This is a genomic window from Streptomyces noursei ATCC 11455, assembly GCF_001704275.1.
GTDB lineage: Bacteria > Actinomycetota > Actinomycetes > Streptomycetales > Streptomycetaceae > Streptomyces > Streptomyces noursei.
Map to the genome: position 1 here is coordinate 7,217,850 of NZ_CP011533.1, position 23,266 is coordinate 7,241,115.

22 protein-coding genes and 1 tRNA gene are annotated in these 23,266 nt (G+C 73.9%); 8 read left to right on the top strand and 15 right to left on the bottom strand.

The annotated features are described in order from the left end of the window. Positions 1-41 precede the first annotated feature (41 nt). The 7 genes from SNOUR_RS30630 to SNOUR_RS30660 all read right to left on the bottom strand — a co-directional run bounded on the left by SNOUR_RS30630 (position 42) and on the right by SNOUR_RS30660 (position 4,966). Positions 42-998 carry an MBL fold metallo-hydrolase gene (locus SNOUR_RS30630; RefSeq protein WP_067353434.1) on the bottom strand — a complete coding sequence of 319 codons (957 nt, stop codon included), beginning with the start codon at positions 996-998 and terminating at the stop codon, positions 42-44. Between the two features lie 115 nt (positions 999-1,113). Continuing rightward, positions 1,114-1,479 carry a DUF202 domain-containing protein gene (locus tag SNOUR_RS30635; protein WP_067353436.1) on the bottom strand — a complete coding sequence of 122 codons (366 nt, stop codon included), beginning with the start codon at positions 1,477-1,479 and terminating at the stop codon, positions 1,114-1,116. A 15-nt stretch (positions 1,480-1,494) separates the two neighbouring features. Next, positions 1,495-1,878, bottom strand: coding sequence for a YidH family protein (locus SNOUR_RS30640; RefSeq protein WP_067353439.1), 384 nt, complete (start codon positions 1,876-1,878; stop codon positions 1,495-1,497). Between the two features lie 4 nt (positions 1,879-1,882). Further along, a complete protein-coding gene (locus SNOUR_RS30645) occupies positions 1,883-2,434 on the bottom strand; it encodes an NUDIX hydrolase (protein ID WP_067353442.1) in 552 nt (183 codons plus the stop codon). A gap of 64 nt (positions 2,435-2,498) precedes the next feature. Continuing rightward, a complete protein-coding gene (locus SNOUR_RS30650; protein WP_067353445.1) occupies positions 2,499-3,290 on the bottom strand; it encodes a glucose 1-dehydrogenase in 792 nt (263 codons plus the stop codon). Beyond that, positions 3,287-3,934, bottom strand: coding sequence for a TetR/AcrR family transcriptional regulator (locus SNOUR_RS30655; protein WP_067353447.1), 648 nt, complete (start codon positions 3,932-3,934; stop codon positions 3,287-3,289). Before SNOUR_RS30655 ends, SNOUR_RS30650 begins: the two co-directional genes overlap by 4 nt. A gap of 135 nt (positions 3,935-4,069) precedes the next feature. Beyond that, on the bottom strand, positions 4,070-4,966 hold the full coding sequence (locus SNOUR_RS30660) for a DMT family transporter (RefSeq protein ID WP_067353450.1): 897 nt from the start codon (positions 4,964-4,966) through the stop codon (positions 4,070-4,072). A 218-nt stretch (positions 4,967-5,184) separates the two neighbouring features. On the opposite strand from SNOUR_RS30660, the gene SNOUR_RS30665 reads away from it, so the two are divergent. Next, on the top strand, positions 5,185-5,961 hold the full coding sequence (locus SNOUR_RS30665) for a winged helix-turn-helix domain-containing protein (RefSeq protein WP_312634156.1): 777 nt from the start codon (positions 5,185-5,187) through the stop codon (positions 5,959-5,961). Beyond that, the gene (locus SNOUR_RS30670; protein ID WP_067353452.1) at positions 5,958-7,244 is read left to right on the top strand and encodes an MFS transporter; all 1,287 of its coding nucleotides are present in this window, start codon (positions 5,958-5,960) and stop codon (positions 7,242-7,244) included. Before SNOUR_RS30665 ends, SNOUR_RS30670 begins: the two co-directional genes overlap by 4 nt. 163 nt (positions 7,245-7,407) lie before the next feature. Here SNOUR_RS30670 and SNOUR_RS30675 read toward each other — a convergent pair whose 3' ends face one another. Continuing rightward, positions 7,408-8,163, bottom strand: a complete 756-nt coding sequence (locus tag SNOUR_RS30675; RefSeq protein ID WP_099055875.1) for a response regulator transcription factor — start codon at positions 8,161-8,163, stop codon at positions 7,408-7,410. Between the two features lie 193 nt (positions 8,164-8,356). Beyond that, entirely contained in the window at positions 8,357-8,764 is a 408-nt protein-coding gene (locus SNOUR_RS30680; RefSeq protein ID WP_039637761.1) for a hypothetical protein, read from the bottom strand. 147 nt (positions 8,765-8,911) lie between these two features. Between SNOUR_RS30680 and SNOUR_RS30685 the strand changes: the two genes are divergently transcribed. Further along, on the top strand, positions 8,912-10,336 hold the full coding sequence (locus SNOUR_RS30685; protein WP_067353456.1) for a cytochrome P450: 1,425 nt from the start codon (positions 8,912-8,914) through the stop codon (positions 10,334-10,336). Between the two features lie 369 nt (positions 10,337-10,705). Further along, positions 10,706-12,391, top strand: a complete 1,686-nt coding sequence (locus tag SNOUR_RS30690) for an ABC-F family ATP-binding cassette domain-containing protein (protein WP_067353459.1) — start codon at positions 10,706-10,708, stop codon at positions 12,389-12,391. 61 nt (positions 12,392-12,452) lie between these two features. On the opposite strand, the gene SNOUR_RS30695 is transcribed toward SNOUR_RS30690, so the two are convergent. From SNOUR_RS30695 to SNOUR_RS30705, 3 genes are all read right to left on the bottom strand, one after another. Beyond that, complete coding sequence (locus SNOUR_RS30695; RefSeq protein WP_067353461.1) at positions 12,453-13,127, bottom strand: HAD family hydrolase; 675 nt, start codon at positions 13,125-13,127, stop codon at positions 12,453-12,455. A 649-nt stretch (positions 13,128-13,776) separates the two neighbouring features. Then, the gene (locus SNOUR_RS47515; protein WP_174717916.1) at positions 13,777-15,258 is read right to left on the bottom strand and encodes an HNH endonuclease; all 1,482 of its coding nucleotides are present in this window, start codon (positions 15,256-15,258) and stop codon (positions 13,777-13,779) included. Positions 15,259-15,516: 258 nt separating this feature from the next. Further along, positions 15,517-15,604, bottom strand: a tRNA-Leu gene (locus SNOUR_RS30705). 304 nt (positions 15,605-15,908) lie between these two features. Here SNOUR_RS30705 and SNOUR_RS30710 point away from each other — a divergent pair. The 3 genes from SNOUR_RS30710 (at position 15,909) to SNOUR_RS30720 (ending at position 18,745) form a co-directional block, all read left to right on the top strand. Beyond that, positions 15,909-17,234, top strand: a complete 1,326-nt coding sequence (locus SNOUR_RS30710; RefSeq protein WP_067358938.1) for a M20/M25/M40 family metallo-hydrolase — start codon at positions 15,909-15,911, stop codon at positions 17,232-17,234. Positions 17,235-17,463: 229 nt separating this feature from the next. Then, a complete protein-coding gene (locus tag SNOUR_RS30715; protein ID WP_067353466.1) occupies positions 17,464-17,697 on the top strand; it encodes a chaplin in 234 nt (77 codons plus the stop codon). Between the two features lie 193 nt (positions 17,698-17,890). Then, complete coding sequence (locus SNOUR_RS30720) at positions 17,891-18,745, top strand: chaplin (protein ID WP_067353469.1); 855 nt, start codon at positions 17,891-17,893, stop codon at positions 18,743-18,745. An 85-nt stretch (positions 18,746-18,830) separates the two neighbouring features. Here the strand turns inward: SNOUR_RS30720 and SNOUR_RS30725 are convergent, their stop codons facing one another. Continuing rightward, on the bottom strand, positions 18,831-19,019 hold the full coding sequence (locus SNOUR_RS30725; protein WP_014059547.1) for a DUF5703 family protein: 189 nt from the start codon (positions 19,017-19,019) through the stop codon (positions 18,831-18,833). 47 nt (positions 19,020-19,066) lie between these two features. On the opposite strand from SNOUR_RS30725, the gene SNOUR_RS30730 reads away from it, so the two are divergent. Next, the gene (locus tag SNOUR_RS30730) at positions 19,067-19,750 is read left to right on the top strand and encodes a hypothetical protein (RefSeq protein WP_039637838.1); all 684 of its coding nucleotides are present in this window, start codon (positions 19,067-19,069) and stop codon (positions 19,748-19,750) included. A 72-nt stretch (positions 19,751-19,822) separates the two neighbouring features. On the opposite strand, the gene SNOUR_RS30735 is transcribed toward SNOUR_RS30730, so the two are convergent. Beyond that, positions 19,823-22,171, bottom strand: a complete 2,349-nt coding sequence (locus SNOUR_RS30735) for a helix-hairpin-helix domain-containing protein (RefSeq protein ID WP_067353470.1) — start codon at positions 22,169-22,171, stop codon at positions 19,823-19,825. Beyond that, complete coding sequence (locus SNOUR_RS30740; protein ID WP_067353473.1) at positions 22,168-23,151, bottom strand: aldo/keto reductase; 984 nt, start codon at positions 23,149-23,151, stop codon at positions 22,168-22,170. The genes SNOUR_RS30735 and SNOUR_RS30740 overlap by 4 nt, the downstream gene beginning before the upstream one ends. Positions 23,152-23,266 lie beyond the last annotated feature (115 nt).

Genomic DNA, 23,266 nt, shown 5'->3' on the forward strand with positions numbered 1-23,266 from the left:
CCGGGCGCGGCGTGCGCCCCGGCGCCCCGACCGGCCCCCGCTCAGGCGTGACAGGCCGGCAGCACCCCGCCGTTCAGTTCCGCCATCGCCCCGAACCCGGCCGCCGCGTCCAGCGGCGCACCCGGCGCCGCGCCCGCCAGCTCGGCGTAGGCCCGCAGCAGGTTGGCCACCAGCCGCTCGCCCTCCGCCAGCCCCCCGAACGCCCCCGGGTCCGCCTCCCGGGCCACCTCCAGCGGCGTCCGCCCGGCCGCCCGACCCTCCCGCGCCAACTCCCCGACGTACCGCAGATACCGCTCGACCTCGTCGTAGACCTCCGGCCCGGCCACCGGACCGTGCCCCGGCACGACCGTCTCGGCGCCCAGCGACCGCAGCACCTCGATCGCCCGCAGCGACCCGCTCAGCGAGCCCATCAGGAGGAACGGCGTGCCCCCGTGGAAGATCAGGTCCCCGGTGAAGACCACCCGCTGCCGCGGCAGCCAGACGATGGTGTCGCCGGGTGTGTGCGCCGGCCCGGGGTGGATCAGGTGCACCTCCCACTCCCCGACGTGCACGGTCAGGCGGTCCTCGAAGGTCACCTCCGGCGGGGTCAGCCGGATGTCGCCGTATGCCACCTCGGGCCACACCGCGTGCAACTGGTAGCCGGCGGCCAGCACCTCCCGCCGGCAGGCCGCGTGCCCGATGATCGTCGCCTCCGGCGCGAACACGCCGTTGCCGTAGGTGTGGTCGCCGTGGTGGTGGGTGTTGACGAGGGTGCGGGGCGCGGGGGCGCCGCTCTCCGCGATCCGGCGGCGCAGCAGCCGCGCCCGGCGCTCGGTGGCGGCGGTGTCCACGACCAGGGTGGCGGTGCCGTCGGTGACGAACCCCGCGTTGTTCAGGCACCAGCCGCCGTCCGGCTGGACGAACGCGTGGACGCCCGGGGCGAGTTCGGTGAGGTGGGGCTCGGCGACGGCGGCGGTGCCGTTCGCGCCGGCCCCCGAAGCCTGCTGATGGTCCGTCATGTTCCGCTCCCGGGGGATGGGTCGGTCGGTCCGTGCGGATACCGCGGCCGGCCGCCGGATCCCGGAGCCGGGCCGGTGCCGCGCGGGCCCGCTCACCGTACCGCCGTCCGCGATCTCACCGCCCCGGTAGCAGCAGCGCCGCGCCGCCCGCCGCCAGCCCGACCGTGCAGCCGGCCACCAGCAGGGCCAGCCGCGCCGGCAGGGCCGCCGGCCGCCCGGCCGCCATCGTCCGCATCCGCAGGTCCGCGGCGACCGCGAACGCCACCCACACCAGCGCCACCAGCGCCGCCAGGGTCACCTCGACCGGGCCCGGCGCCCCGCTGCGCAGCACCTGCCGGCCGGCCAGCACCGCCACCACAGCGGCCGACAGCACCGTCCGCCGCCAGGCCAGCCGGGTCCGCTCCGGCTGGAGCCCCGGGTCCCGCTCGGCCGTCGGCCGCGGCGCCCGGCCGCCCCGCCCGGCCCCCTGGGACGCGCCCATCGCTTCCCCCACCCGCTAGTTCGTCCAGCCGATCAGCGTCAGCACGACCACCGCCACCGCCAGCAGCCCGACGCACAGCGCCAGCACGGCCGGGAAGCGGGAGAGCGGCAGGTCCTCGCCGCGCCGCATCGCCCGCTCGCAGCGCACCCAGTGGTTGACCGCGCGCAGCGCGCACAGTGCCCCGCCCACCAGCAGGACGACGGTGAAGGCGAGCCGCAGGCTGCCGTGCAGCCGGGGCAGGAACTGGTCCACCGCGAAGCCCCCGCCGACCAGCGCCAGCCCGGTGCGCAGCCAGGCGAGGAAGGTCCGCTCGTTGGCGAGCGAGAACCGGTAGTCGGGGGTGGTGCCCTCCTCGCGCACCCGCCCCGGGGAGAACCACAGTCGTATGCCCGGACCCATCGGCTCAGCCCTCCCCGGCCGCCCGCCGGGCCGTCAGCTCCCGGTACGCGGCCAGCCCGTCCGGGGTCCACGGCCACACGTCCAGCTGTCGGGCCAGCTCCTCCTCGGACAGGAAGGCGTGCCAGTCGATCTCCGCCTTCTGGGGCGCCACCGGAAGCGTGCAGCGCACCTGGTAGACCGCCGACCACCAGGTGTGTTCGGGCGTCTCGTACAGGAAGCGGAACAGCGGCTCCGGGCGCGGCAGCCCGGACACCCCGAGCTCCTCCTCGGCCTCCCGCAGCGCCGCCTGGTCATAGCTCTCGCCGGTGCCCACCACACCGCCCACGAACATGTCGTAGTGCGAGGGGAACACCAGCTTCCGGGGCGTCCGCCGGTGCACGAAGATCCGGTCCTCGGCGTCCCGGACCAGGATGAACGCGCACCGGGTGCGCAGCCGGCGGGCGTACGCCACTGCCCGCGGGGCCTGCCCCACGACCCGGTCCTGCTCGTCGACGACATCGAGGACTTCGTCCGCGTTGAGCGGCTCCTGCGCGGTGCGCGGTCGCTGATCGGTCATGGGGCCATCGAACCACCCGTGGCGGCGCGCGGACGTGCCGGGGACGCCGCCACCGGTCTTCGGCTCACTGTCCCATGACGTACTTCACGGTCGGCCCGGTGGTCCAGCCGCCGTCCACCGCCAGCTCGGCGCCGGTGATGTACGAGGCGGCGTCGGAGAGCAGGAAGGCCACCGCGCCGGCGATCTCGTGCGCCTCGCCGACCCGGGCCATCGGCGTGTTGGGGTACCGGCCCTCGCCGACCTCGATGCCGACCTGGGCGGTCATCGGGGTGTAGGTCATCCCGGGGTGCACGGAGTTCACCCGGACCCGCGCGGTGCCCCACTCCACCGCGCCGATCTTGGTCAGGCCGCGGACGCCCCACTTCGACGCGCCGTAGCCCCCGGTCATCGCCAGGCCCATCAGCCCGGCCGCCGACGAGATGTTCACGATCGAGCCGGCGCCGCGCTCCTTCATGGCCGGCAGCACGGTCTTCATCCCGATGAAGACGCCGGTGAGGTTGACGTCCAAGACCTTGCGGAAGAAGTCGGCGGAGATCGTCTCCAGGGGCGCCCCGGTCGATATCCCGGCGTTGTTCACCAGCCCGTCGATCCCGCCGAACTCCGCCACCGCGAAGTCCGCGACCCGCTGCCAGTCCTCCTCGGAGGTGACGTCGTGGGCCAGGAAGCGGGCCGGCTCGCCGAGCCGCGTCGCGGTCGCCGCGCCCTCCTCCCGGAGGACGTCGGTGAGGACGACGTGGGCGCCGGCCGCGACGGCCCGCTCGGCGGCCGCGGCCCCCAGCCCGCGGGCCGCGCCGGTGAGGACGACGGTCTTGCCGGTCAGGTCCGCTGCCGGGGCCGCCGGGGTGGACTCGCTCATGGGAACTCCTTCGGTTCGGGGGCGGCGGCGAGCAGGAACGCCGTCGTCGTCCCGGTGAGGTCGGCGAGAAACAGCTCTTCGCCCGTCAGGGGTGCGGCACCGTCCAGGTAGTGCCGGGCCCGGTCGGCCAGCGCCGCGCCGATCAGCGTCAGCGCCAGGTCCAGCCGCTCCAGCCGCACCGGCTCCGCCAGCCCGGCGGCTGCCAGCGCCGCCGCCACCCGGCAGATCAGCCGCCAGTAGGCGGTCCCGGCGAGGGTGGGGTGCGGGACCCCGCTGCGGACCCCGCTCTCGTGGCTGAGCTGCGCGGAGATCCGCAGACAGCGCCGCCCGCGGTCGGTGCGCAGCTCGGTGGCCTCCGCCGTGACCAGGAGCCCGATCAGCTCCCGGAGCGCCGGTGCGCCGGCCTCCGCCGTGGTCAGCGGCGGCGCCAGGGCCGCCTCCGTACGGGCCAGCCGGCCGGCCATCACGGCGTCCAGCAGTCCGGCCCGGGAGCCGAAGTGGTACTGCACCGCCGAGGGATTGCTCTGGCCGGCGAGCGCCACGATGTCGCGCAGCTGGGCGCCGTCCACGCCTTGCGCCGCGAAGACCTCTTCGGCGGCGCGGATCAACTTCTCCCGGGTCTCGGGGCCTGATGTCCTGGGCATGCGCCGATTCTAATGTCGAACATTAATAAAGGGGGAAGGGGCGGCGGTGTGTCGGTCGGCGCGCGGCGCGGCCGGCGTGGCGCGGCTGCGCGCGCAGGACGGTGGACACGGCGGGCGGGACTTCGTGGACGCGCCCTAGCGGGGCTGGAGCTCCCGCGAGGAGTCGGTCGCCCCGGCCCCCGGCGGCATCGCCGGATGGCTGCCGATCAGTACGATCCCCGCCACCACCGCGGCGATCCCGGCCGCCTGGAAGGCCAGCGCCCCGGGCGTCACCCGCAGCTGGTCGCCGAGGAAGCCCACCCCGCAGGCGATGCCCGCCAGCGGCTGGGCGGCGGTCAGTGCGGGCAGCGACATCCGCAGCGGCGCCGACTCGAAGGCGCTCTGCACCATCACCAGCGCCAGCACCCCGAGCACCACGATCGCGTACGGGTGCCAGCTCGTCAGCAGCGCGCGCCAGCCGCCCGCGCCGAACCGCAGGCCGCTGATCCGGGTCAGCGCGTCCTGCAGCCCGTACAGCAGTCCGGCCGCCACCCCCAGCAGTGCGGCCTCCAGGCTCACATGCACCCGCTCCCGCTTGGCGATCGCCGCCAGCAGCAGGGCGGCGGACAGCACCCCGCCCATGATCAGCCACTGGGCCAGCTGCCCCACCTCGCTGTTGCGCCCGCCGTGCGGCTGCCCGGCCACGATGAACGCGGTCACCCCGCCCGCCAGCAGGCACAGGCCGGCCCAGCCGCTGTGGCCCAGTCGCTGCCGGGAGAGCCGGCGCGCCAGCGCCATCGCGAACAGCAGGTTGGTCGCCATCAGCGGTTCGACCAGGGTGATGTCGCCCATCCCCAGCGCCACCGCGCCCAGCGCCATCCCCGTCACCATCAGCACGATTCCGGCCACCCAGCGCGGCATCCGCACCAGGTCCAGCAGCAGCCGGAAGGAGAGGTAGTCCTGCGGCGGGGCGTGCTGCGCCGCGATCTGCTGGAGGACGAACCCGGTGCCCAGACAGCAAGCCGCGGCAAGGGCGAGCAGGATCACCGTCACGTCGCACACCTCGTATCGCGCGGGGCGGGGGATGCGCCCGAGGATAGTCAGCCACGGTGGCCGAAACGCGGCCGTCGACCCCGCCATTCTCGCGCGCACCCGTCTGTACCACCGACCACCGGCCGTTGCGGGCAACGGACCCCGTTCGCAGCCGGTTGCAGAGGACTCTTTGCAGAGAAACCCATGCAGAGAACTCTCTGCATCCCTACGCTGAGGCCATGACGACCCACGACGAGGGGCCGTGCGTCGAGGTGCCCCAGGGCGACGTGCCCCGGGGCGCCCCGTCGAGCCGCGGACCGGACGACAGCGCCGCCGCCCCCGCGCGGCGCCCCACCCGCCGGATGGACGCCCGCAGCCTGCGCGGCCTCGCCCACCCGCTGCGGATGCGCATCCTGGAACTGCTGACCCTCGACGGCCCGGATACCGCCACCGGGCTCTCCCGGCGGCTCGGCGAGAACACCGGCACGGTCAGCTGGCACCTGCGCCAGCTCGCCGCACACGACTTCATCGAGGAGGAGGCCGGCCGCGGCACCCGGCGCGAGCGCTGGTGGCGGGCGGTCGCGGTCTCCCGCCAGCTCAACACCACGGACTTCCGCGACGATCCGGACGCCCGCGGCCCGCTCTCGGTCTACGTCCACGAACTCGTCCAGCAGCACTTCCACCAGGTCGTCGGCTACCTCGCCGAGGACTGGGGCCCGGAGTGGCGCGACGCCGGCGCCATCGTGCAGTGGCACGACCTCAGGCTGACGCCCGATCAGTTGGCGGCGCTGAACAAGGAGATGGAGGACGTCGTCGACCGGCACCGGGCCGCCGCGCGGGCCGCGGCGGTCGAGCAGGCGTCCGCGACTCCCGGCGCGAGTGCCGCGCGGCCCGTCATCGTCCAGCTCCAGTCCTTCCCCCGGACGTCGCGGGCGGACCGCTCGGCGCGGTCGGACGCCGCCGCGCACCCGGACCGCGCCGACCGAGCGGACGACGCCGGGCGGGCCGGGCGGTGAGCGGCCTGCTCCGTCGCCACCGCGACTTCCGGCTGCTGTGGTGCGGCGAGACCGCGGGCAGGTTCGGCACCGCGGTCACCGGGGTGGCGATGCCGCTGACGGCGGTCGCCGCACTGCGCGCCGACACCTTCGCGGTCGGCCTGCTGAGCGCCTGCGGCTGGCTGCCCTGGCTGCTGATCGGGCTGCCGGTCGGGGTCTGGGTGGACCGCACCCGCCGCCGCCCCCTGATGCTGGGCGCCGCCGCGCTCTCCCTGGCGGTGTTCGTCGCCGTCCCGGTCCTCGCCCGGTGCGGCGGGCTCGGCCTCGGCGTGCTGGGCGGCGCGGCCCTGCTGAGCGGCGCCGCCGCGGTGGTCTTCCAGACCGCCTACAGCGCCTACCTCCCCGGTCTGCTCGCCCCCGCCGACCAGGCCGAGGGCAACGCCAAACTGCACGGCAGCGCCTCCGCGGCGCAGCTCGTCGGGCAGGGCGCGGGCGGCTTCCTGGTCCAACTCGTCGGCGCCGCCAACGGATTGCTCGCCACCGCGGCCACCTTCCTGGTCTCGCTGCTCTGCCTGCTCGGCATCCGGCACCGGGAACCGCGCCCGGACCGCACGGGGGAGCGCGCCCGGCGGTCCCTGCGCGCCGAGGTCGCCGAGGGGCTGCGGCTGGTCTCCGGCGACGTCTGGCTCCGCACCCTGACGCTCTTCGGCGCCGCCTCCAACCTCGCCCTGATGGGGTACCAGTCGATCCTGCCGGTCTTCCTGGTCCGCACGGCCGGGCTGTCGCCGGGCACCGTCGGCACCCTGCTGGCGATGGCCGGCACCGGCGGGATCGCGGGCGCCCTCGCGGTCCGCCGGGTCGCCGCCCGGATCGGCACCGCCCGCGCCACCCTGCTCTTCGAACTCGGCCTGCCCGCCGCGGCGTTGCTCATCCCGCTCACCACCTCCGGGCCCGGCGTCGTCCTGTACGCCGTCGGCGGCTTCGGGATCTGCGCGGGAGTGGTCGGCGGCAACATCCTCAAGGTGAGCTTCCAGCAGGCGTACTGCCCGCCGGCGCTGCTCGGCCGGGTGACCGCCAGCGCCGCCTTCCTCAACTACGGCACGCTGCCGCTGGGCGCCCTGCTCGGCGGTGCGCTCGGCACGGCGCTCGGCGTCCGCACGGCCCTGTGGATCACCACCGCGGGCGTCCCGCTCGCCGCCCTGATGCTGCTGGCCTCGCCGATCCGTACGGCCCGCGACCTGCCCTCCCGCCGTGCGGCGGAGAGCGCCGACGCGCCCGACGGCGACCGCCTCGCGCGGCCCTGAGTCGCCGTCCCGCTCGCCGGGCTCGCCGGGTGCACTGGCTGCGCCGGCTGCACAACGACCGGGATCCCGCGGCCGGTCGGACCGGTCCCGTCATTCGGCCCGGTCCCGTCATTCGGCTTGGTCATCCGGCGGCCCGGTCATCCGGCTCCGTCACCCGGTCCCGTCACCCGGCCCACGGCCGGTTCCGGAGGACGCCCGGCGCGGCACCGGCCGCCCCGCCCACCGGCACCGTCTCCCCGGCGGGTGCGCCCGCGCCCGCCGGGACCGCCTCGTCGCCCCCGGCACCGAAGCGGTAGCCGGACCCCCACACCTCCGTCAGCGGACCCGGCGCGTCCGGTCCCGCCGCCAGTTCCGTCCGCAGCCGCGCCAGCAGCGCCGCCACCGCCGACAGATCGCCGAAGTCCCGCCCCCAGACCCGCCGGAGCAACTGCTCCCGGGAGAAGACCCGCCCCGGGTGCCGCATCAGGAACACCAGCAGCGCGAACTCGTCCGCCGTCAGGGAGAGTTCCCGGCCGGCCCGCGCCGCCCGCCCGGTCCCGGGATCGGCGGTCAGGTCCCCGGCCCGCAGGACGGGCGCGGCCTCGGCGCCCTTCGCCGCACGCCCGGCCCGGCGCAGCGCCTCGGCCACCCGCGCGACCAGCTCCGGCGCCCCGGCGCGGCCCGCCGCCGCTCCTGCCGCCCCGCCGCCCGCGGTCAACGACACCACGGGGACCGGCGCCCGAGCGCCGCTGCGCAGCCGGCGGCGCAGCCCCAGACCGTGGATCCCCGGCAGCGCCGGATCGAGGACGACGACGTGCGGACGGAAGTCCGCGGCCAGTTCGAGGGCGGTGAAGCCGTCGGTGGCGTACGCGGTGGTGTGGCCGGCGCGGGCCAGAGCCGCGGTGGCGGCCGTGGCGACGGCCGGGTCGTCCGCGACCACCAGGACGCGGTGCAAAGGCCCCGGTGCCGGATCCGGGGGAGCGGGCGGCACTGCCCGGCGCACCGTTCAGCCCGCCGTTCCCGGAAGGCGCGTCCGGCGGCGCGCCGTCAGGAGGGACCGCATACCTCCAGCCAACACCCGTCGGCCCGCCGCCGCGCGCCGAGGCCGGGTCCCGCCCGGCCGGGGCTCCCCGCTACTTCTCCAACTGCTCCCGCACCCGCCGGGACACCGTCAGCGCGTACAGGTCCAGCACGCCGGGCGGCTCCGCCAGGCCCGGCCCGCCGGCCCGCACCCAGGCGGCGATGTCCGCCAGCGCGTCGTCGTCGTTGACCAGCCCCAGCCACACCGGCCGCCCGCCCGCGGCCCGCCCGGCCGCCGAGGGCTGCACCACGACCACGTTCGCCTGGTCGCAGACGTCCAGGCACTCCGAGGCGCGGACCGGCGCCGCCCCGTCCAGCGCGGCCCGCAGCCGCGGTATCTGCCCGGTGTGGTCGACCCCCGGGATCTTCGCCGCGTCACCGCAGCAGCAGCCGCGGCAGACGGTCACCCGGCACTGTTGCGCGGTGGCCCGCTCCGCCCGCCCGGCACGCTTTTCGATCATCGGGCCATGCTACGTGCCGCCGCCGCGCCGCCCGCCGGCTCCCGGCCACCCGCCCCACCGCCCCCGGTCGCCCCTCCTGGCCACCCGTTACCCACTCGACGCCGGGGTACGACATTCCCGGGCCCGTTCCTGGATAGGAATCGGGGCATGTCCCTGACCAACTCCTCGTCCGGCGCCGGCGCCGGCACGGCGCGGACGCCCGGCAGCGGCGCCCCGGCCGCCATCCCCGGACCCGCCGGGCTCCCCGTGATCGGCTCCCTGCTCGACCTGCGCCGCGACTCCCTCGGCGCCTTCTTAAGAGCCCAGCGCGAACACGGCGACGTGGTCCGGCTCGAGGCCGGCCCGCCCGGACTCCGCAGCGTCTTCTACGCCGTCTTCGCGCCCGAAGGCGTCCAGCAGATCCTCGGCACCCAGGCCGCCAACTTCCGCAAGGACCACCCGCTCTACGAGGAGGTCCGCCAGGCGTTCGGCAACGGCCTGCTCACCAGCCAGGACGACGACTACCTCCGCCAGCGCCGGCTGGTCCAGCCGCTGTTCACCAAGCGCCGGGTCGACGGCTACGCCACGGCCGTCACCACCGAGGCCGACGCGGTCGCGGCCCGCTGGCGGTCGGCCGAGGAGGGCGTGGTCGACCTCGTCCCCGAGATGAACCGGCTCGCCCTGCGCACCGTCGCCCGGATCCTCTTCGGTCTGGACGTGGAGGCCGCGGTGGCCGCCATCCACCGCTCCGCCCCCGTCATCAACGACTACGTCGTACGCCGTGCCTACGCCCCCCTGAAGGTCCCCCGCGACTGGCCCACCCCCAGGAACCTCGGCAACCGCCGGGCCACCGTCGAACTCAACGCGCTGTGCGACCGGATCATCGCCGAACGCCGCGCGGCCGCCGCCACCGGCGGGGTCTCGGACCACGACGACCTGCTCTCCCTGCTGGCCGCGGCCGGCAACGACGAGGACGGCACCCTCGACGCCACCGAGGTCCGCGAACAGGTCCTGATCTTCCTGCTGGCCGGCCACGAGACCACCGCCACCTCCATGGCCTTCACCCTCCATCTGCTCGCCCGGCACCCCGGCGAACAGACCCGGATCCGCGCCGAACTCGCCCGGGTGCTCGGCGACCGCACCCCCACCGCCGCCGACCTGGACCGCCTGCCGCGACTCACCCGGGCCTTCAAGGAGTCCATGCGGCTCTACCCGGCGGCCCCGGTCGTCAGCCGCCGCGCCGTCGAGGCCACCGAGGTCGCCGGCTTCACCCTGCCGGCCGGCGCCGACGTCGTCGTCGCCCCCTGGGTCACCCACCGCCACCCGGACCTCTGGGAGGACCCCGAGCGGTTCGACCCGGACCGCTTCGCCCCCGAACGCGAGGCGGAGCGCCACCGCTACGCCTGGTTCCCGTTCGGCGGCGGCCCGCGCGCCTGCATCGGCCAGCACTTCTCGATGCTGGAGTCCGTCCTGGCCCTGGCGACGCTGCTGCGCTCCCACGAGCTGGAGGCCATCGACCAGGAGGTGCCGGTCGCCGCCGGCATCACCCTCCAGGCCACCGGCCCGGCCCGGGTCCGCCTGCGCACCCTCTGACGACCACGCCGCACCCTCTGACGACCACGCCGCCCCCGACGCCCGCCCGCGCGGCCGGCGTCGGGACAGCGGAGATGCCAAACGCAACAAAAATAGCGTTTGCATTCCCGCCGGTCACCCTCTACGGTCGTAGTCGTCCACCCCGCCCGGGCAGCGCCCCGGCGGGTTTCCCTCCCGACAGGAGAAGGCCGTTGCTCGTCTGAGGTCCGGAAGACACCGCGCCCGCGACCGGCGATTCGCTCAGCGATCCCGCCCCGCGCGCCCCGTCCGCGACCTCGGCGTACGCACGGCGTACCCGAACCCCGGCACTGCCGCGGTGTCTCCCTGCGCACGCATCGCCCGCCCGCGCACACCTCCCTGGAGACCCGTATGTCAAAGCCCTCCACCGCCCCCACCGCGGCCGTCGTCTGCACCCGCACCGGCTTCAGCTGGCCCGACGGCACCCCCGTCCTGGACGACTTCCAGTTCTCCGTCGGCCCCGGGCGCACCGGCCTCGTCGGCCTCAACGGCTCAGGGAAGTCGACCCTGTTGAAGCTGATCGCCGGTGAGCTGACCCCGACCGCCGGCAGCGTCAAGGTCGTCGGCGAGGTCGGCTACCTCCCGCAGCACGCCTCCCTCGACACCCACCTCAGGGTCGACGAGGCGCTCGGCATCGCCGCCACCCGCGCCGCCCTGCACGCCATCGAGAACGGCGACGCGAGCGAGGAGCACTTCACCACCGTCGGCGACGACTGGGACGTGGAGGAGCGCGCCCGCGCCACCCTCGACCAACTCGGCCTGGGCGCCCTCGACCTCGACCGCACTGTCGGCGAGGTCTCCGGCGGCGAGTCCGTCCTCCTCCGCCTCACCGCCCTGCTGCTCCGCCGCCCCGACGTGCTCCTCCTCGACGAGCCCACCAACAACCTCGACCTGCCCGCCCGCCGCCGCCTCTACGACGCGGTCTCCGCCTGGTCCGGGGTCCTCGTCGTGGTCAGCCACGACCGCGAACTCCTCGAACGCGTCGACCGGATCGCCGACCTCCGCGTGACGAGAGGGGCGGTGCGACGGGAGTCCGGGAGAGCCTCGGCCGCGGGTGGTGGGCGACGGGTGAGCGTCCACTGGTACGGCGGCAACTTCACCGCCTACGAACAGGCCCTCGCCGTCGAACAGGAGGCGGCCGAGCGGATGGTCCGGGTCGCCGGGGCCGACGTCGCCCGCCAGCGGCGCGAACTGGCCGACGCCCAGGTCAAACTGGCCCGTCGGGTCCGCTACGGCGACAAGATGTACGCCCAGAAGCGCGAACCCAAGATCGTCATGAACAGCCGCAAGGGGGAGGCTCAGGTCTCGGCCGGCAAACACCGCGCCCTGCACACCGAACGCCTCCAGGAGGCCAGGGAACGCCTCGACGAGGCGACCGAGGCCGTCCGCGACGACGACGAGATCCGCATCGACCTCCCCTACACTGCGGTCCCACCGGGCCGCACCGTCCTCACCCTCACCGACCTGCGCACCCGTTACGGCACCCGTGCCGACCTGGAGGTGCGCGGCCCCGAACGGATCGCCCTCACCGGCCGCAACGGCTCCGGCAAGACCACCCTGCTGCGCACCCTCGCCGGCGAACTCCCGCCGGCCGCCGGCACCGCGGAGGTCCACGTCCCCCACCGCTTCCTCCCGCAGCGCCTCTACGAGGTCCTCGACCACGACCTCACCGTCGTCGAGAACGTCGCCCGCTACGCCCCCGACGCCACAGACAACCGCATCCGCGCCCGACTGGCCCGCTTCCTGTTCAAGGGCGCCCGCGCCGACCAACAGACCGGCACCCTCTCCGGCGGCGAACGCTTCCGGGCCGCCCTGGCCGCCCTGATGCTCGCCGAACCGGCCCCCCAGCTCCTGCTCCTCGACGAACCGACCAACAATCTCGACATGTCCTCCGTCCGCCGCCTGGTCACCGCCCTGCACTCCTACGAGGGCGCCCTCCTCGTGGTCAGCCACGACCACCGCTTCCTGCGCGAGCTGTCGCTCACCCGCTGGCTGACCGTCGAATCCGGCGGACTCACCGCCACCGACCCGCTCTGACCCGCGGAGGGCCCCGGCCATGGCCGGGGCCCGTCCCGCAGAAGTCCGGAAGTCCGGAAGTTCAGAAGTGCCGCACCAACTCCCGGAACGCCCCCAGCCGCAGCACCTTCTCGTCCCCCGGGTCCAACTCCTCGTGCTCCAGCACCCAGGTGTGGTCGTGCGGGATGAACACCGCGTTCAGCCCCGCCGACCGCGCCGGCAGGATGTCCGACTTCGGGGAGTTCCCGATCATCCACGTCCGCTCCGGCGCCAGCCCGTAGCCGCGGGTCAGCTCCTCGTAGGCGGCGACGTTCTTCTCCGGCACGATGTGCACGCCGCGGAAGTGCCCGGTCAGCCCCGACGCGGTCACCTTCCGCTGCTGTTCCTCCCGGTCCCCCTTGGTCAGCAACAGCAGCTCGTGCCGCCCCGCCAGCTCCGCCAGCGTCTCGGCCACCCCCGGGATCAGCTCCACCCGATCCCCCGCGAAGGCCGCCTCCCACCCGGCGATCCGCGCCCGCTCCGCCGCGGTGGCCACCCGCCCCCGCAGCCGTTCCACGCACTCCCCGAGGCTCCGCAGGAACATCTTGCTCCCGTACCCCAGCGTCCTCGTGTTGGCCGCCTCGATCTCGTCCAACACGGCCCGCACCGCCGCCCGATCGGTCCCCGGCCCCGCCATCCACGCCGTGAACTCGTCGATCACCCGCTCGAAGATCACGTTGTTCTCCCACAACGTGTCGTCCGCATCAAAGATCAACATCCCTCGCGCCCCTCTCGCCGTCCATGAACGGGGGCACCCTACGGACGGTCTCGCCACACCCGCACCGGAAATACGGTTCTGAGGTCGAAGGGAATGACCTGCTCGCCGCCGGAAGGGAGACTGCCCCTGCTCGAGCCCGTAGCGATGTCCAACCGTCGGATCCGGTCTCCTCGTCGAAGTGCTCGACGAGCCCCATGCGGTCGCGTTCGCGACGGAGCCCGCCACCCCGAACTCATCGAGACCCCCCCAGTGAAATGTGTCACTCCTACCGGATTCGGCTGCGACGGCCGGTTGGAGGCCGCCGTTCGGCGCGAGCGCCCCGCCTCACGAGGGGCAGGGCCGTACCCCGGAGTGGCGGGCGACGAGCCGGGTGGGCCCCGCTTTCCGAGGCGCTCGGCGCATAGCTCGGCCCCTGCCAGCCGCTGGGGAAGAAGGAGGCAGGGCACATGCCCGGGAAAAGCACCAGGTCCCAGATCCGAAGATCTGGGACCTGGTTGCCTCATGGTGTCCGAGGTGGGGACGTGAACTCTTCCCCACCTCAAGGCCGGCCGGACAGTTGGTCGAGCGTGTCCCTTGCGGGAGGAGCCGAGTTACCCAACGGTTTCGGCAACATGCCGTCGCAGCCCTACCAATGTCTGCGGCCACCTCACTAATACGTCTTCGGCGGGCTCGCCTTCCACGCCCGGTCGAGGGAATTGTCCCAAGTGCCGTCTCGGTCGAAGCTGGCGGCCCGACAGCCACGGGACATGGGCGCCGCGGCACTATGGCGCCAGGAAGCGTCCCCGATTCGGGCTATTGCGTGGCCGCAGTGTCGGCAGACTGCGTGCCCCATCAACTCGTCAGCCAGTCGCTCGAACTGCGCGGTGCGGTCCGCGACCTCTTCTTTGATGCCCCGCAGCACCTCGGCGGCGCTGGAAACCCCCGCGGAGGCGATGATGTCGTGCACGAGTGCCGCCGCTTCGGTGGCGATGTCGGCTCGGCGCGCGGCATCGACGAGGCTCTGCGCTGAACCGCTCTCGGGTGATTTGCGCACCGTCCGCTCGGCCAGTTCAACCGACGGATGGCTCGACGCCGACCGCAGGTCCTCGCCCGCCCCGGGCTCTGTCACCCCGTCCCGCAGGCGTCTGCGAGCTACTTCGAAGGCCCATGCCTCGGTGGATGCCTTCTTGGCGACATTGAAGTGGGTACTGGTCGCGGCGTCCATCACAGTGTGGAACTCCTCCATCAGTGCACCCCAGTGGTCGCCACCGGCGAAGTCCTCCGGACGCCAGCCGTAGTGACGCACAAGTTCGTCGCGGACCCGACCGAAATGATGAAGGCTCTTTCGCACCGGTCCGGACGTGTCGATGCGGAGGCCGACACGTTCCGCCTTGGCCAGCATCTCGGGATCCACACCTTCCCACTTCATATGGCCGTCGCGTTCACAGGCGTAGTCGACCCAGGACCAGAACGCCTCGGCGTCCGCGACGTCAGGGGCCTCACGGTGGTGGCGCGGGCACAGGAGCGCAAAGTTGCGCACATCGTTGGAACCGCCGAGCGACTCCGGGACCACATGGGCCCTCTCCACCGGCGCCTGCCAGCAGATGAGACAGATCGGCTCATCGAGACCGAGATAGTCGGCGATGGCCTGGACCGGAGGTCTGGAGCGGCGTCGGTCGGGGTGACTTTCCCGGTTGCGCACGCGCAGTTCGCGATGGTCGTAGGCGTGTTCACGGTCCGGGCCTCGTATGTTCAGGACGGCAGGTACGTCCTCACGCTGCGGCCCTGGATTTCTCACCCGGTAGAGCGGTGTGCTGATCTCCGTGAGGTAGGGGCTGAGGAAGCCCAGCAGGAACTCCTGGATGATCTCGAAAGCATCGGTGTCGAAGCCCCCGGCGGCGTTGCGGTGTCCTTGGACGTCGAGGAAGAGGTAGCGCGGGGCGCCGGGGTTGGTAGCGGCGGCTTGCTTGAGGATCGAGAAGAGGCGGGTGGCGCACTTGGTGAAGTCCTCTTCGACCCGCATGTCGTGATACAGGGCGATGCCCTTCGTTGTTCCATCGGCTTCCGAACCCTCGGGTGGGGCTGCCCCTTGCATGGTCTCGGAGTGAGCTGAGCTCTGACGCGGAGTCGGTTTCTGTGGGTTGTCGTTCATGAGCGCACAGTAGGTGCCGCGACTGACAGTCGGTGTTCGTAGCGTCTGGCTCGGGGCGGGTTGGCCTGCAAGGAGCCCGGGGGCTCGGTGCCGCTGTGACGTTTTCGCACAGGACTACGGGCCCGGGCTTCGGCCAGACAAACTTTCGTGCCAGCCGCATCGTCCTGTCGCCCCTGGACTGACCTGAGGGTTCGCTCGGCTGTCGGTCACGCCACAGCCGGAGAAACAGAAAAACCCCAGGTCAACTGGGGTTTCTGCTGGTGTCCGAGGGGGGACTTGAACCCCCACGCCCGATAAAGGGCACTAGCACCTCAAGCTAGCGCGTCTGCCATTCCGCCACCCGGACAAGGTGTCTGTCGTTGCGGCCTCCGGGCCGTTCCGACGAGGAAAACAATAGCAAACGTTCGGGGGTGGTCGATCACGCGTGGTCCGGGGCGGCCGCGGGGCTGTGACCAGCGCATGTCGGGAGTATTGCGGCCTTGGGCGGAGCGGGTGCGGGGTGGAGGATGGCGGTGGACCCCGCCGTGGCGTGCCCGTGGAGCGTGCCGCGGCCGTGAACCCAGAGGAGGCAGTGTGAGCGAGCTCCGCGAGCGAACCAAGGATCGGTGCGAGCCCTGCGGATGCGGGGCCGGGCGAAGCGAGGTTTCGGCATGAGCGAGTCGCAGCAGGCCCGTACGGTCACCGGCGAGGACGAGGTCGTCGATCTGTGCCGGGATCTGATCAGGATCGACACCAGCAACTACGGCGACCACTCGGGGCCGGGGGAGCGGGTCGCCGCCGAGTACGTCGCGGAGAAGCTCGCCGAGGTCGGCCTGGAGCCGCGGATCTTCGAGTCCCACAAGGGGCGCGCCTCGACCGTCGCGCGGATCGAGGGGGAGGACCGCTCGCGGCCGGCCCTGCTGATCCACGGGCACACCGACGTGGTGCCGGCCAACGCGGACGACTGGACCCACCACCCGTTCTCCGGGGAGATCGCGGACGGGTGCGTGTGGGGCCGCGGCGCGGTCGACATGAAGGACATGGACGCGATGACCCTGGCGGTGGTGCGCGACCGGCTGCGCACGGGGCGCAAGCCGCCGCGGGACATCGTGCTGGCGTTCCTCGCGGACGAGGAGGCCGGCGGCACGTACGGCGCGCGCTACCTCGTCGACAACCACCCGGAGCTGTTCGAGGGGGTGACCGAGGCGATCAGCGAGGTCGGCGGGTTCTCCTTCACCGTCAACGAGAACCTGCGGCTGTACCTCGTCGAGACGGCCCAGAAGGGCATGCACTGGATGAAGCTGACCGTGGCCGGCTCGGCCGGGCACGGTTCGATGATCCACAGGGACAACGCGATCACCGAACTGTCCGAGGCCGTCGGGCGGTTGGGCCGGTACGAGTTCCCGGTGCGGGTGACCAAGACGCTGCGGGCCTTCCTCGACGAGCTCGGGGACGCGCTGGGCACCGAGCTGGACCCGGAGAACATGGACGAGACGCTGGCCAAGCTCGGCGGGATCGCCAAGCTGATCGGCGCATCGCTGCGGAACACCGCCAACCCCACGCAGCTGGGCGCCGGTTACAAGATCAACGTGATTCCGGGCGAGGCCACCGCCCACGTGGACGGCCGCTTCCTGCCCGGGTACGAGGAGGAGTTCCTGGCGGACCTGGACCGGATCCTGGGGCCGCGGGTCAGGCGCGAGGACGTCCACGCGGACAAGGCGCTGGAGACCACCTTCGACGGTGCCCTGGTGGACGCGATGCAGTCGGCGCTGCAGGCCGAGGACCCGATCGCGCGGGCGGTGCCGTACATGCTCTCCGCGGGGACCGACGCCAAGTCCTTCGACGACCTGGGGATCCGCGGGTTCGGGTTCGCGCCGCTGAAGCTGCCGCCGGAGCTGGACTTCGCCGGGATGTTCCACGGCGTGGACGAGCGGGTGCCGGTGGACGGGCTGAAGTTCGGGGTGCGGGTGCTCGACCGGTTCATCGAACTGAGTTGAGTCGAAACGGTTCGCCGGGAATCGGTTCTCCGATCGGGGGGGGGGACGGTGCGGTGTGCGGTGCGCGGGCTGGCGCGGAGAGGATGAAGTCGGCGTGAATTTCCTGCCTTTCGCGTTGACTTCGCTGGAACGGGTGAATGCCGCGATGTGTTCGTATCTTCAACGGCCTGGCCTCTGTTGACGTCATTGCGGTCCGCGGCTGGGACCGCAACGCCTACAAGGAGGAACCATGATCAAGAAGGTCGTCGCCGCTGCTGCGGTCGCCGGTGGAGTCGTGTTCGCCGGCGCCGGCCTTGCCGTTGCCGACGCGCCCGCCCAGGGTGCCGCGGTGCACTCCCCGGGCGTGCTCTCCGGCAACGTCGTCCAGGCCCCGGTGCACGTTCCGGTGAACGTCTGCGGCAACACGATCTCCGTGATCGGCCTGCTCAACCCGACCTTCGGCAACACCTGCGTGAACCGCTGACGTTCTCGACGGCCTCACCGGCCCTTTGAGGACCCGGCCCAGTCCGGCTCCGGAATGTCGCTCCGACGTTCCGGAGCCGCTGGGTATTTCGCGGCGGGTGAACCTCCCCAAGAGGCAGTCCGCGGAGTTGATCTCACCTCCGCCGGCCGCCACCCGTCCGCATTCATGTAAGGCACTTAGGCAGGGGAAAACTATGAGGCAGGTCGCGAGAAAAGGCCTGATCACCATGGCGGCGGCCGGCGGCGCGCTCGCCATGGCCGCCGGGTACGCGCACGCGGCCCCCGCGGCCGCGGGGGGTGCGGCGAATTCGCCGGGTGTCGGATCCGGCAACGTGATCCAGGCCCCGATCGACGCCCCGATCAACGTCTGCGGCAACACCGTCAATGTCGTCGGCGCGCTCAACCCGTCGTTCGGCAACCACTGCGCGAACGGTTCCGACGGGCGGCACGGGCACGGTCCGGGCGGCAAGCACCGGCGGACGCCCGGTGGGCATGGCGGTGCCAGCGCCACGGGCGGTGCGGCGCATTCGCCGGGTGTCGGATCCGGCAACGTGATCCAGGCCCCGATCGACGCCCCGATCAACGTCTGCGGCAACAGCGTTGACGTCGTCGGCGCGATGAACCCGTCCTTCGGCAACGACTGCGACAACGCCTCGCCGGGGGGCCCGGGCCGTTCGCACCACCCCGGTCACCCGTCGCAGCCCGGTCAGCCGGAGCCGGGCCACCCGCACGGCCCCGGCACGCCCCACCACCCGGGCACGCCGCACCAACCGGGTACGCCGCACCAACCGGGCTCCGCACACCACCCGGGGCACCCGGGGCACCCGGCGCAGCCCGGCGGCCCGCAGACCCCGGACGTGCCGGGGCCGCGGACGCACACCGCGGGCGCTCGTGGGACGCACGCCCAGGCAGCGGCGACGCCGGAGCAGGGTGCGCGGCAGCTCGCGCACACCGGTGCCGGGGCGCTGGGCTATGCGGTCCCGATCAGCGCCGGACTGCTGCTCGGTGGCGCCGTCCTCTACCGGCGGGCCCGTACCGTCCGTAGCTGATCAGCGGCGCTCCGTGTGAGCGCGCGAGGGAGCGGGCCCGGTCTTCGACCGGGCCCGCTCTGCTGCGATCACACCCTTCCGGCGGTCACCACGTGGCGCGGAGCTGTCGGATGATCCGGCGACGCAGCCGCACCCGGCGGCTACCGTCGGGATTGAGACGAAGTCGGTCCAACTCCCAGTGTCCGTACTCGGCATGGTCGGTCAGCAGGCGTGTGGTGGCCTTGCGGGAGACGCCCCGGGGCACGTACACATCGCAGAATTCGTATTCCGGCATCGCATCTATTGTGCGGGACCGGCCCCGGTACGGATAGCGTCTGCACTATGTCTGATGCTGCGCAGCCTTCCGCTGCCGAGGTTCGTGCCGCCGCTGAGGCGGTCAAAGCCGCGCTGGACCGTCACCTCGCCGCGGTCGAACGCCGCGCGGGGGCGGACGATCCCGCCGTCTATGCCGCGTTCGACGAACTCGCCGCGGCTGCCGAGCGCTATGACGAGCTGCTCTACGACACCTACGACGAGGTCACCCCCTTCGAGATCCCCGGTAACGACGCCCTGCCCGCGTACGCGGGTCCCGAGGAACCGAGCGCGCTGAGCGTGCTGATCCGACGCGACTACACCGTCGCCGAGCCGCAGCGCCTGCTGCATCAGGCACAGCGCATCGCGGCCCTGGATCCGGACGCCGCCGACGACGCCACGGGCAACGCCCCCGATGCCGCCGCGCTCGTCGGCAGCAGCGCCTACGCCGCGCTCGGGGTGCTCTTCGGGGAGTACGAACCGGATGAGATCGCCTCCCGGCACAAGGAGTTCGGCCTGGAGGAGGGCGACTCCACGCTGTGGGTGGCGGCCGTCGACGAGCCGGCCGAGCCGGGGGAGTGGCTCGCCGCGCCGTTCGACCAGGCGGATCCGCAGCGGGTGGTGTGCCGCTTCGACGTCAGCACCGTCTTCGACGAGGAAGAACTCGACGACGGGGACGACGATCTGCTGGAGCCGGCCGACGGGAGGCGGTGAGGCGCCCGGCGGAACGGGCCCGCGGGGCGGACGGCCGGTGCGCCGCCGCCCCGCGGGCCCCCGCTTGCGGGGTCAGCCCGCCGCCGGGTCCGCCGACTGCTCCTCGGCCTGGAGCCGCAGCAGCGTCCGCAGCCGGGTGGTGCGCTCCTTGGCGGGGATTTCGGCGACCGCGCGGGACAGCGCCTGGCCCACGCCCTGGACCACCGACAGATGCCGTTCGGCGCGGCTGAAGGCGGTGTAGACCCAGGCGCGGGTCAGTCCGCCGGCGGCGTCGCCGGGGAGCACCACGACCGCGGCGGGCCAGCGCGCCCCGGCCGCCTGATGGGCGGTGAGCGCCCAGCCGTGCCGGACCGCGCCGGAGCCGACCTGCTCGCGCGGGACGACCACGGCGGTGCCCGCGCAGTCGAGGTGCAGGCCGTCGGCGTCGGCGCCGGTGACCGTGCCGAGGAGCGTACGGCCCAGCGCCGGGGAGTAGGCCGCGCGGTCGCCGGGGTCGAAGCCGCCGAACCGGCCGGGGCCGGCGTTCAGCCGCTCCTTGAGCGCGGCGTTCAGCGCGCGGGTGCCGGCGGCGCCGCCGTGGCCGACGGTGATGACCTGCGTCTGCTCGGCGGGGATGCCCAGCGCCCGGGGCACCGAGTCGGCGACCAGCTGGACCGTGCGGTGCACCGCCTCGGCGGCGTCCCGCACCGGGACGGTCACCACCTCCTTGCCGGGCGCGTCGACCTCGGCGAGTTCGCCGACGCCGATGCCCGACACCAGCTCGCCGATCGGCCCGAAGTCCGGGGTGCGGGAGGCGACCTGGGGGCAGAACCGGGACTGCAGGACGTCCTGGAACAGCCGCCCGGGGCCCGCGGACCACAGGACGCCGGGGTCGCCGCTGAGCACCAGGCGCGTCCCGTCGGTCAGCGATTCGACGAGCAGGGCGGTGGTCTCCAGGTCGAGCTGCGGGGCGTCCAGCACGACGAGCAGGTCGAGGGCGAGTGCGCCGTCCGCGTCCCGGCCCGGGCCCTCGGCGCCGGACAGCAGGCCGGAGACGGTCACCGCGGCCTCCGCCGGGGCCGGGCCGGTGGGCTCCCCGGGGGCGGTGTCCGGTGCGACCTCGGCGAGGTGCGCGGCCAGCCGGCGGCGGCCGTCGGCGGTGTGGGCCGCGCCGTACGCCCGCAGCCCCAGGGCGCGGGCCGCGGCGATCAGTGCGGCGGGCTCGGCGCGGGCCGCCTCGCCGCCGGTGTGGGTCACCAGTCCGCTGAGCGAGACGGTCTGGATCAGCTCCGCGGCGGAGCCCGAGGGGGCGGCCGCCGCGACGGTCGCCCAGGCGCCGGCGGAGGGGCGGACCCGGGGGCCGGAGGCGTCCGTGTCGTCCGCGGCGTCCGTGGCGTCGCCTTCCGGGGCGGCGGCCTCGGTGTCCTGGGAGGCAGGGGTCGGGTCGGCCGCCCCGGTGTCGTCAGGCGCCGTGACGGTCGGTTCGATCGCCGGGAGTTCGAAGGTGTTCAGCAGCCGGGCCAGTCCGTCGGCGACGCTCTCCTCGGCCATGGCGAGCCGGTCCAGGCCGAGCAGCACGCGGACCGGCTGCTCCTCGTCGTCGTCCGTGGCGGCCCGGGGGCGTCCCGGGGTCTCCAGGGCGTCCTGGAAGACCAGTACCGCGCCGTCCGCGATGGCGCTCTGGAGGGCCTCGTCCGGTTCCGGGACGGCGCGTTGGGCGAGGGCGGCGCGCAGTGCGGACGCCTCCAGGGCGGAGTGGCCGGCGACCGCGGCCTGCTCCAGCAGCCAGCCGATCAGCGCCTGGGCGCGCCGCTCGTCGCCCGGCCCGCAGGCGGGGCCGAGCAGTGCGCGGGCGAAGCCGTCGGCCTGCTCGGGGCGCACCCCGGGCACCGTGAGCAGCTGCCAGGGGTCCTCGACCAGTGCCTCGGCGGCCTGCTGGCCGAGTGCCTCCGCGGCACGCTCGGCGAGCGCCTCGGGGGCGCCGCCGGCCGCGAGCACCCGCCGGACGCCCTCGATGCCGGGGGTCGGGACGAGCGCGGGACGGGCCGCCGGGACCGTGGGGTCGGCCGTGGCGCCCTGGGCGCCGGGCTCGGGCGCGGACGGACGGGCCGCGGCGGGCTGCGGCTCGGCCTCCTCGCGGGCCGGGCCCGCCGTCGCGGGCTGCGGTGCCTGCTGCGGTGCCGGGGCGGGGGTCGCGCCGGCCGCGCCGTCCCGCGCCGGGCGGGCGGCGGGGGCCTTGGCGGCCCGCGGGGTCTCGGCGAAGAACGAGGCGGCGGAGCGCTCGCCGCTCTCCACGGCCCGCACGGCCGCCGCCAAGGACGCCAGGGACGCCGCGGAGTCGGACCGTGGTGCTGGTGCGCCGCCGGCCTCGCGGCCCGCCTCGCCGCCGGGCGCGGCGGCCTCCTGCTCGGGCGGGTTGTCGCCGGCGCGGTCGGTACTCACAGCGTGCTCCAGTCGTGGTCGGGATAGTGGTGCACCGGAGCCGACACATCGTCCAGCGCCCGGCGGATCTCGTCAGGAAGACTAAGCGCCTCCACTGACAATGCGGCTCTGAGCTGCTGCGCCGTGCGGGCGCCGAGCAGTGGGGCGGTGACCCCGGGGCGGTCGCGGAGCCAGGAGAGCGCGACCTGGAGGGGGGTGACGGCCAGTCCGTCGGCGGCGGTGGCGACCGCGTCGACGACCCGGCCGGCGGCCTCGTCGAGATAGGGCGCCACGAACGGCGCGAGGTGCTCCGAGCCGCCCCGGGAGTCGGCCGGGGTCGCGTGGCGGTACTTGCCGGTGAGCACCCCGCGGCCCAACGGGGACGACGGCAGCAGGCCGAGGCCCAGGTCCAGGGCGGCGGGGAGCACCTCCCGTTCGACGCCGCGCTGGAGGAGGGAGTACTCCATCTGCGTGCTCGCCAGCCGGTTGCGGACGTCGGGGGCGGCCAGCTGCCAGGTGGCGGCCTTGGCGAGCTGCCAGCCGGAGAAGTTCGACAGGCCCACATAGCGCGCCCGGCCGCTCGCCACCGCGACGTCGAGGGCCTGGAGGGTCTCCTCCAGCGGGGTGTGCGGGTCGAAGGCGTGCAGCTGCCAGAGGTCCACGTGGTCGGTGCCCAGGCGCTCCAGGGAGGCGTCCAGCGCGGCGAGCAGGTGGCGGCGTGAGCCGTCGACCCGGCGGTCCGGCTCCAGGACGCTGCCGGCCTTGGTGGCCACGACCAGGTCGGAACGCGGCACCAGTCCTTCGAGCAGCCGGCCCAGGAGGTACTCGGCGCCGCCGTCGGCGTAGATGTCGGCGGTGTCCACGAGCGTGCCGCCGGCCTCCCAGAACGTCTTGAGCTGCTCGGCGGCGTCCTGTTCGCCGGTGTCGCGTGCCCAGTTCAGGGTGCCCAGCCCGAGGCGGGACACGCGCAGGCCCGTGCGGCCGAGGTGCCTTTGCTCCATGGGCCCAGACCCTACGCGCCGGGCCCCACGATCAGGGGACCTGTGGACAAAGGCCGGGCGGCGGTGTGCGGACCGGGTTCCGGCCTGCCGGTGACGGCCGCGGCACCCGCACGCT